Annotated in this window: 12 protein-coding genes and 1 tRNA gene; 12 read left to right on the top strand and 1 reads right to left on the bottom strand. The window is 51.6% G+C overall.

What is annotated here, in order from left to right; genetic code table 11:
- Positions 1 to 94: 94 nt before the first annotated feature.
- From AC2A1E_RS23635 to AC2A1E_RS23685, 11 genes are all read left to right on the top strand, one after another.
- Positions 95 to 919: a DUF932 domain-containing protein gene (locus AC2A1E_RS23635; protein ID WP_484385780.1), complete on the top strand. Its 825-nt coding sequence runs from the start codon at positions 95 to 97 to the stop codon at positions 917 to 919.
- Positions 919 to 1,182 carry a hypothetical protein gene (locus tag AC2A1E_RS23640; RefSeq protein WP_484385781.1) on the top strand — a complete coding sequence of 88 codons (264 nt, stop codon included), beginning with the start codon at positions 919 to 921 and terminating at the stop codon, positions 1,180 to 1,182. The genes AC2A1E_RS23635 and AC2A1E_RS23640 overlap by 1 nt, the downstream gene beginning before the upstream one ends.
- 111 nt (positions 1,183 to 1,293) lie before the next feature.
- Positions 1,294 to 1,740: an antirestriction protein gene (locus AC2A1E_RS23645; protein WP_484385782.1), complete on the top strand. Its 447-nt coding sequence runs from the start codon at positions 1,294 to 1,296 to the stop codon at positions 1,738 to 1,740.
- Positions 1,741 to 1,760: 20 nt separating this feature from the next.
- Positions 1,761 to 2,249, top strand: a complete 489-nt coding sequence (gene radC / locus AC2A1E_RS23650; protein ID WP_484385783.1) for a RadC family protein — start codon at positions 1,761 to 1,763, stop codon at positions 2,247 to 2,249.
- A 67-nt stretch (positions 2,250 to 2,316) separates the two neighbouring features.
- Positions 2,317 to 2,694: a hypothetical protein gene (locus AC2A1E_RS23655; protein ID WP_484385784.1), complete on the top strand. Its 378-nt coding sequence runs from the start codon at positions 2,317 to 2,319 to the stop codon at positions 2,692 to 2,694.
- On the top strand, positions 2,694 to 3,011 hold the full coding sequence (locus AC2A1E_RS23660) for a DUF5983 family protein (protein ID WP_484385785.1): 318 nt from the start codon (positions 2,694 to 2,696) through the stop codon (positions 3,009 to 3,011). The genes AC2A1E_RS23655 and AC2A1E_RS23660 overlap by 1 nt, the downstream gene beginning before the upstream one ends.
- Positions 3,012 to 3,068: 57 nt before the next feature.
- A complete protein-coding gene (locus AC2A1E_RS23665) occupies positions 3,069 to 3,551 on the top strand; it encodes a hypothetical protein (RefSeq protein ID WP_484385786.1) in 483 nt (160 codons plus the stop codon).
- Positions 3,552 to 3,563: 12 nt separating this feature from the next.
- Entirely contained in the window at positions 3,564 to 3,899 is a 336-nt protein-coding gene (locus AC2A1E_RS23670; RefSeq protein ID WP_484385787.1) for a TA system toxin CbtA family protein, read from the top strand.
- A 78-nt stretch (positions 3,900 to 3,977) separates the two neighbouring features.
- Positions 3,978 to 4,376, top strand: a complete 399-nt coding sequence (locus AC2A1E_RS23675; RefSeq protein WP_484385788.1) for a type IV toxin-antitoxin system YeeU family antitoxin — start codon at positions 3,978 to 3,980, stop codon at positions 4,374 to 4,376.
- A gap of 2 nt (positions 4,377 to 4,378) precedes the next feature.
- Positions 4,379 to 4,561 carry a hypothetical protein gene (locus AC2A1E_RS23680; protein WP_484385789.1) on the top strand — a complete coding sequence of 61 codons (183 nt, stop codon included), beginning with the start codon at positions 4,379 to 4,381 and terminating at the stop codon, positions 4,559 to 4,561.
- Between the two features lie 94 nt (positions 4,562 to 4,655).
- Positions 4,656 to 5,504: a DUF4942 domain-containing protein gene (locus AC2A1E_RS23685; protein ID WP_484385790.1), complete on the top strand. Its 849-nt coding sequence runs from the start codon at positions 4,656 to 4,658 to the stop codon at positions 5,502 to 5,504.
- Between the two features lie 521 nt (positions 5,505 to 6,025).
- Here AC2A1E_RS23685 and AC2A1E_RS23690 read toward each other — a convergent pair.
- Positions 6,026 to 6,101 (bottom strand) — tRNA-Ile (locus AC2A1E_RS23690).
- 141 nt (positions 6,102 to 6,242) lie between these two features.
- On the opposite strand from AC2A1E_RS23690, the gene mug reads away from it, so the two are divergent.
- Entirely contained in the window at positions 6,243 to 6,737 is a 495-nt protein-coding gene (gene mug / locus AC2A1E_RS23695; protein ID WP_484385791.1) for a G/U mismatch-specific DNA glycosylase, read from the top strand.
- Positions 6,738 to 6,768: the final 31 nt, after the last annotated feature.

Here is a 6,768-nt window from a genome sequence, read left to right on the forward strand (position 1 = left end):
CTTACTGATGTTTTACCTACCCCCTGCACAGGCTCCCCGGTTTTCCGGTGGAGCCTTTTTATTATTTAGCCATAAATAACAGAAGGATATGCGTATGACCCGTTTAGCTTCCCGCTTTGGTCGGGTGAACTCCGTTCGCCGTGACCGCCCGTTAACCGTTGATGAACTGGCCCAGTATGTGCCCAGCGTACTGGGTGACGACAAACACGCCTCCCGCAGCGAAAAGTACACCTACATCCCGACCATAACCTTGCTGGACCGACTCCGTGAAGAGGGCTTTGAGCCGTTCTTCGCCTGCCAGACCCGCGTGCGGGATTTGGACAAACGTGAACACACCAAACATCTGGTACGCCTGCGCCGTTCGGGACAAATCACCCAGAAAGAGGTGCAGGAAATTGTGTTGCTCAACAGCCACGATGGCTCCAGCAGCTATCAAATGCTGCCAGGTTGGTACCGTGAAATTTGCAGCAACGGTCTGGTCTGCGGCCAGAGTTTTGGTGAAATTCGTGTGCCACACAAGGGGGCCGATGTAGTGGAAAAGGTCATTGAAGGGGCTTACGAGGTGCTGGGGATATTTGACCGGATAGAAAAAAGCCGGGAAAGCATGCTGGCGTTAACACTGACACCGGAACATCAGCATGCGCTGGCACACGCCGCACTGACCTACCGTTACGGCGAAGAGCACCATCCGGTGACCGAAAGCCAAATCCTGATGCCTCGACGTTGGGAAGACAAGAAAGACGATTTGTGGACAACATTTCAAAGAGTGCAGGAAAATTTGAGCAAAGGGGGATTATCGGGTCGCAGCGCCACCGGCAAACGGGCACAGACCCGTGCCATCAATGGCATTGATGGCGATATTAAACTGAACCGCGCTCTGTGGGTCATGGCAGAGCAACTTCAGCAAGCGGTGGCTTGATGCAGCATATTCCCGCCAACGCCCGGCAGGCTGCACCACATCCGGTGCCATTGGACAATGAACCTGGCTGTCGTTCAATATCCGATGACGATCTGTGCGCCTGGTGCAGCCATCTGTATTACCGACCCGGTGAGCGCAGCCTGTGCCGATTAGCTGGAAAAGAGGGTGACTGGCCTGCCAGCTTTGACACTGATGGCTATGCCCAATCTTGCACCCAACTGCGCCTGATCTTCACTTCTCCACAATTCCCAGATCGTGGGTGAACAGACCCCGTAAGCACTCACTAACATTTCTCTCACATCATCCAGACAGGCTCCCCGGTTTATCCGGTGGGGCCTGTTTTGTTATTGATCTCATCAATAAGGATATTTTTCATGAATACACATCTTACCGCTCCTACCGCAATCACTCAGGCCAGCACTCTTACCGCCACTGTGGTGCCTGGCCACCAGCGTTCTTGTTTCTGGCCGCAGCACTTCGGCAGCATACCGCAGTGGCCCATTCTGGAATCTCACGTCTTTGGCTGGATGGATCGCCTCTGTACTGATTACAACGGGGGAACCTGGAATTTTTATACGCTGAATAACGGCGGTGCCTTTTTGGCTCCAGAAAGCGATGAGCGCTGGTCACTGTTTAATGGCATGAACGGTAATGGTGCCGAAATGAGTGCGGAGGCTGCCGGTATCGCTGTTTGTCTACTGATCTACAGCCACCATGCCTGCCGTACCGAAAGCGAAGCCATGACCGAACATTTCTATTGCCTCAGGGAATATGCGCTTTCACATGCAGAGAGCAACGCCATTATGTACATGATTGACTGAATACGGAGGTTAACGTCACCATGAATTCAATCACTTTATCGCCTATTGCTGATGAGATGCCTCCCGCAGCCCGACGGGCCATTAAGCGCGCCATCACCCTATTGGAACAACAACTGCGTGAACCCGGTGCTGCCTTTACCTCAACAACAATCGTTCGTGATTGGCTGCGCTTGCAAATGACCCCGCTGACTCGCGAGGAGTTTACGGTGCTATTTCTTGATAACCAAAACCGCCTGATTGCTCACGAAACCCTTTTCAAGGGAACGATCAACAGTACCCACGTCCATCCGCGTGAAGTGGTCAAAGCGGCGTTGAAGCATAACGCCGCCGCTGTGCTTCTGGCACACAATCACCCCTCCGGTGAAACTGAACCCAGTCAGGCCGACAGGCAGATCACCGACAGGCTGGTCAACGCGTTGGGGCTGGTTGATGTGAAAGTACTGGATCACTTTATTGTTGGCGGTCTGGATATCATGTCCTTTGCCGAACGCGGCTGGTTACCTGGCTGATAGCCGCTTTCTTTCACTCTTTCCCCACTCTTGTGTTTGTAAGACCCCATGTTCAAGGAGCACCTCTATGGGTTGGTTTTTTTCACACCACTCTCGCCGTGAACTGATCGCGGCACTGATCCAAACCGACGATACCGAACACTATCGACACGTTACGCTGGCGCATGCACTACGAGGCAATGTCCTGTGGTCCGTTGTTCAGAGCACACCTAAAGATCCGGCAAAAGTCGCCCAAACTGTCATTCATTGCACCCTAATGCAGGGTTCAGCTGGAAACTGGGGCTACAAGGCGATGGATGAATCGGTACAACCCTGTTATTACTCCTGCCCCATGCGCTACTTGGCGCTGGCTCCTGTCATCAGCCCAGAATGGCGTGAAAAGGTCTTGGCGCATCACCAACGCCGTTATCCGCAACGGCGAGTAATAAAGGAGGCGAACCCATAATGGCAACGACACAACTTTTACGTTTTGGTCTGCAATGCAGTTCGGTCCATATCAGCGAAGATGACAATGCAGTGCTGTACCGGATTTCGCATTGCCAAGATGAGTTCAGCGACGGCGAATGGATCTCATTTTCGGGCACCGGCTATCTGCTGCGATTGGATGCGTGGACCCACCCGGTGTTGCAACTCAAACGGCTGGGGCTGTCCAAAGCCTGTCGCCGCCTGGTCACCACGCTGATGAAACGCCATCAACTGAGCTACCTGCATATTGATGCCTTGGGTGAGGTCTTGCCCGACTTTACCACCTTCGACTGGTAATACAGCCCCAACGCTCCACTTTCGCGTTATCCCTCTATTTTAAAAGGAAATTGACTCATGAACACGAGCGCATCGCCCGTGCCTGGCGTATTCCATTTTCTTCAGCACAACACGATCTCGTCACACGACTGGCTGAGGATATGCCAGGCCATCACCGCCGCTTACCAGCAACTGTGTCAACACCCCGACACGCTGGGTTTAACCACCGCGCCGGTTATCTGTGAATACACTGGCAACCGCAGATACCGGTTCGACGACAGCCTGATGGGATTGGGCATGATCAGCTTTAACGGTGAGCGGATTACCCATCAAGCAGGCGATCCGTTCATTCTCTACCAGCGCCAAACACCCTATGCACTGATCCGCTGCGATACGCGAGGCTATCCCTACCAGTGGCTGGTGATGAGCTCATTATTGCTGGCCAATACGCAGTGCCCGAACACCTGGACGATTGAATCTGATATCCCCGTGAAGCACTGGCGAAAGGTCGCTCACTGGTTGACCCACCACTGCCAACTCCCGGTTTCCCCACTTTCTTAAGGAACTGCCCGTATGAAAACCCTCGATAAAATACCCCGCATCACGCCCAGCGCCAATCAGGCACGGGCTGAATACCAGCAACTGTTGGCCTGGTTGCTGGCCCACTGTTATGGCCTGGAGCTCAACGATACGCCGTATCACGACGAACAGGCCATAGCCCAGCAGATTGAGTATGGCGTCACGGTACGGGAAACCGTCAATGAACTGGTGGAGAAATTTGACTTGGTACGTATTGATCGCCCCGGTTTCAGCCTGATGGCCCAGGATCCCACCTTGAGCGGTGGCGATATGTTACGCGCCCGCAGTGCGCTGGGCTTGCGCAGTCCCGTCATTCGCCGCCTAGCCTGACAGCCTTTCACTTACCTAAGTGATCCAACAACACGCCAGCCTTGCCGCTGGCGTTGTACTTTTTAAGGACATTCAGCCATGAAAGAACCGGTTCCTGATACCGATAATCACGCAAACCTGCCCCCCCATGAAGACAGCGCACCGTCACCCGTCTGGGGTCTGCAACGAGACATCACTCCGCGCCTGGGGGCCAGATTGGTCCAGCAGGGCAGCCACCTGCATTTTCTGGCAGACCGTGCCAGTTTTGTCGGCACATTTGAACCTGATGCGCTTAAAACACTGGACGCTGCTTTTCCCGTGCTGATTGAACAACTGGAAGCCCGGTTGCGATCGGGTGAACTCGATCAGCGTCATCAGCATTGTGTCTCCGTGCAGCATGCCGGTTTTACCTGTGATGCCGATACGTTAGGTAGCTTTGGCCATGTGTATATCGCGGTTTATCAGACGGCACCACCTTCTGTGAATGCGCACGCATGACCATGACGCTAAACACTGAGCAAGGGCTGGATATCCTCATTGATTGGCTGCAAGACAACATTGACTGCGGCTCGTCACTTATTTTCGATAACGACGAGGATAAAACCGATTCCGCCACCTTGCTGCCCCTGGTTCAGCAAGCACGTAACGCGGTTTGGGATCTTCGCCATCTCGGGCTGTTGTAAAACGCAACATCGACCTGGCCCATATTCAACTCTCACTCACATCAGCGCCAGCGCTTACCGCCTGGCGTTTTGCTTTTATATAAGGAAGAAAGTCATGTCAGAACAGATTGTTATTGAGCCCCAAGTCATCACCGGCCACACAGAAGTCATTTGCTCCACCAGCATTGAGCGTATTGTCACTGGGCGTAATGCCGCACTGGCGCAAATTGAAGCCCTTATTCATCAGCTTGAGGATATCTCGGCCATCACCAACAGCATCGGTGGAGGAATAGCCAGAGACTGGGCTATGAAACAAGACTTCCGCTGTGGCTGCTGGTTGATGGAGAAAGCAGAAACGGCGATGCCCGTGATCACCCGCAATCTTGATCGCGACATGTGGCAAGACTTGATGAAAAAATCAGGAATGCTGAGTTTGATGGATGCCAAAGCTCGTGACCAATGGTACAGAAATCTGGAGAGTAAAGATGTGCCTGCCATCAGCGAGGACAGCATTTACAGCACATTCGAACAGTTGCACCGTGATAAGGGCGAGGTATTTGAGCGGGGGGTGATCAACGTCTTCAAATCGCTCTCCTGGCATTACAAAACCAACAGCCCGTGCCGTTTTGGCAAAAAAATTATCGTCAACGGTCTGGTGAGTTACAACCAATGGGGTTTTACGCTGAACCACAGTTACCGGCGTGACCAACTGGCCGACTTAGAAAGGATGCTGCATTTACTCGATGGCAAACCGCTGCCTGATAACAGGGCAGATCTCACCACTCGGCTTTATGAGCATATTCGTGCCAATCCACAAATGGCGAAGGTGTACGAGGATGAGTATTTCTCGATCAAATACTTCATGAAGGGTTCGGCACATCTGACATTCCGAAAGCCGGAACTGATGGACAAAATGAATGACATTATCGCCAAACATTATCCAGGGATGCTTGCGGCAAGATAGTCGTTCATTTAAAACCTGAGGAGAAAACGATAACCAAGCTCTAGCCTAAAGGGAGAAAACCCACCATTCTGAGTTACAAATAAATTAACAATGATTTAACAAAATGGTGTGATCTTAAAAAATTGACGCCTTAGAACATTGCTATTTCCGCTACTAATAGCGGAAATAGCTAAAATGATACAGTCAAAGTTCTGGATTATGGAAAGACAGACGGGAGTGGTGAGTGACTTTTTTAACAATTTGGCATGACGGAAAAACAACTCGATGATGAGGTTTTGAAAGATTAAGTGAGGTCAGAGGGGGAGACCTGTGTTGACCAAACTTACTTGCACTAGCTATTACATAAACTCTATCGCGTGTGTCTGCTGTGAGCAAACAGGGGGCTGGCAGTAATGTAATTCAGGCGGAATCTGGTTTTTACCTGATGGAGTGGTTTTTCCTTACCTGACCCATTACCTGACCCAAGATCAAATCAAAGAAAAAGGGGTTAGATGATTTATCATCTAACCCCTTGTTTTGTATGGTGGCCCCTGCTGGGTTTGAACCAGCGACCAAGCGATTATGAGTCGCCTGCTCTAACCACTGAGCTAAGGGGCCAAGCGGCGTGATTATACGGTAATCACCGGACGCAGGTCTACTCTCTTCAAACCATATGTTGCTTTTATGTTCAGTTCTAGCCTGTTGTAATTATTGGCAGATTTTGCGATAACCACTCTAAATGCTTTAACGGAACATATCATGATCACGGATATTCTGGCACCCGCTCTGCAAGTTGTCTTTTGTGGCATCAATCCCGGCCTTTCTACTGCGCACCATGGCTATCATTTTGCCAATACCAATAATCGTTTCTGGAAGGTGATCCATCAGGCAGGTTTTACCGGGCGTTTATTGGCTCCAGAAGAAGAGCGGCATCTGCTAGATACCGGCTGTGGTATTACTATGCTGGTCGAACGTCCAACGGTTGAGGCCAGCGAGTTGGCTCGTAATGAGTTACGTGCAGGTGGTGACGCATTAAAAGAAAAAATCCTGCAATGTCAGCCTCAGGCGCTGGCGATCCTCGGCAAGCAGGCATTCAGCAGTGCATTTGGTATCCGCAAGGTGCCTTGGGGGCGCCAGGAGATGATGATCGGTAAAACCGAGGTGTGGGTGCTGCCTAACCCAAGCGGGCTGAACCGCGCCACGCTGGAGCAGTTGGTGGCAAGCTATCGTGAGTTGTTTCTAGCGCTGAAATAAAGGAAATAAAAAACCCCGGCAAGCCGGGGTT

The sequence above is a fragment of the Serratia sp. HNCC26DJ206 genome (assembly GCF_057180605.1).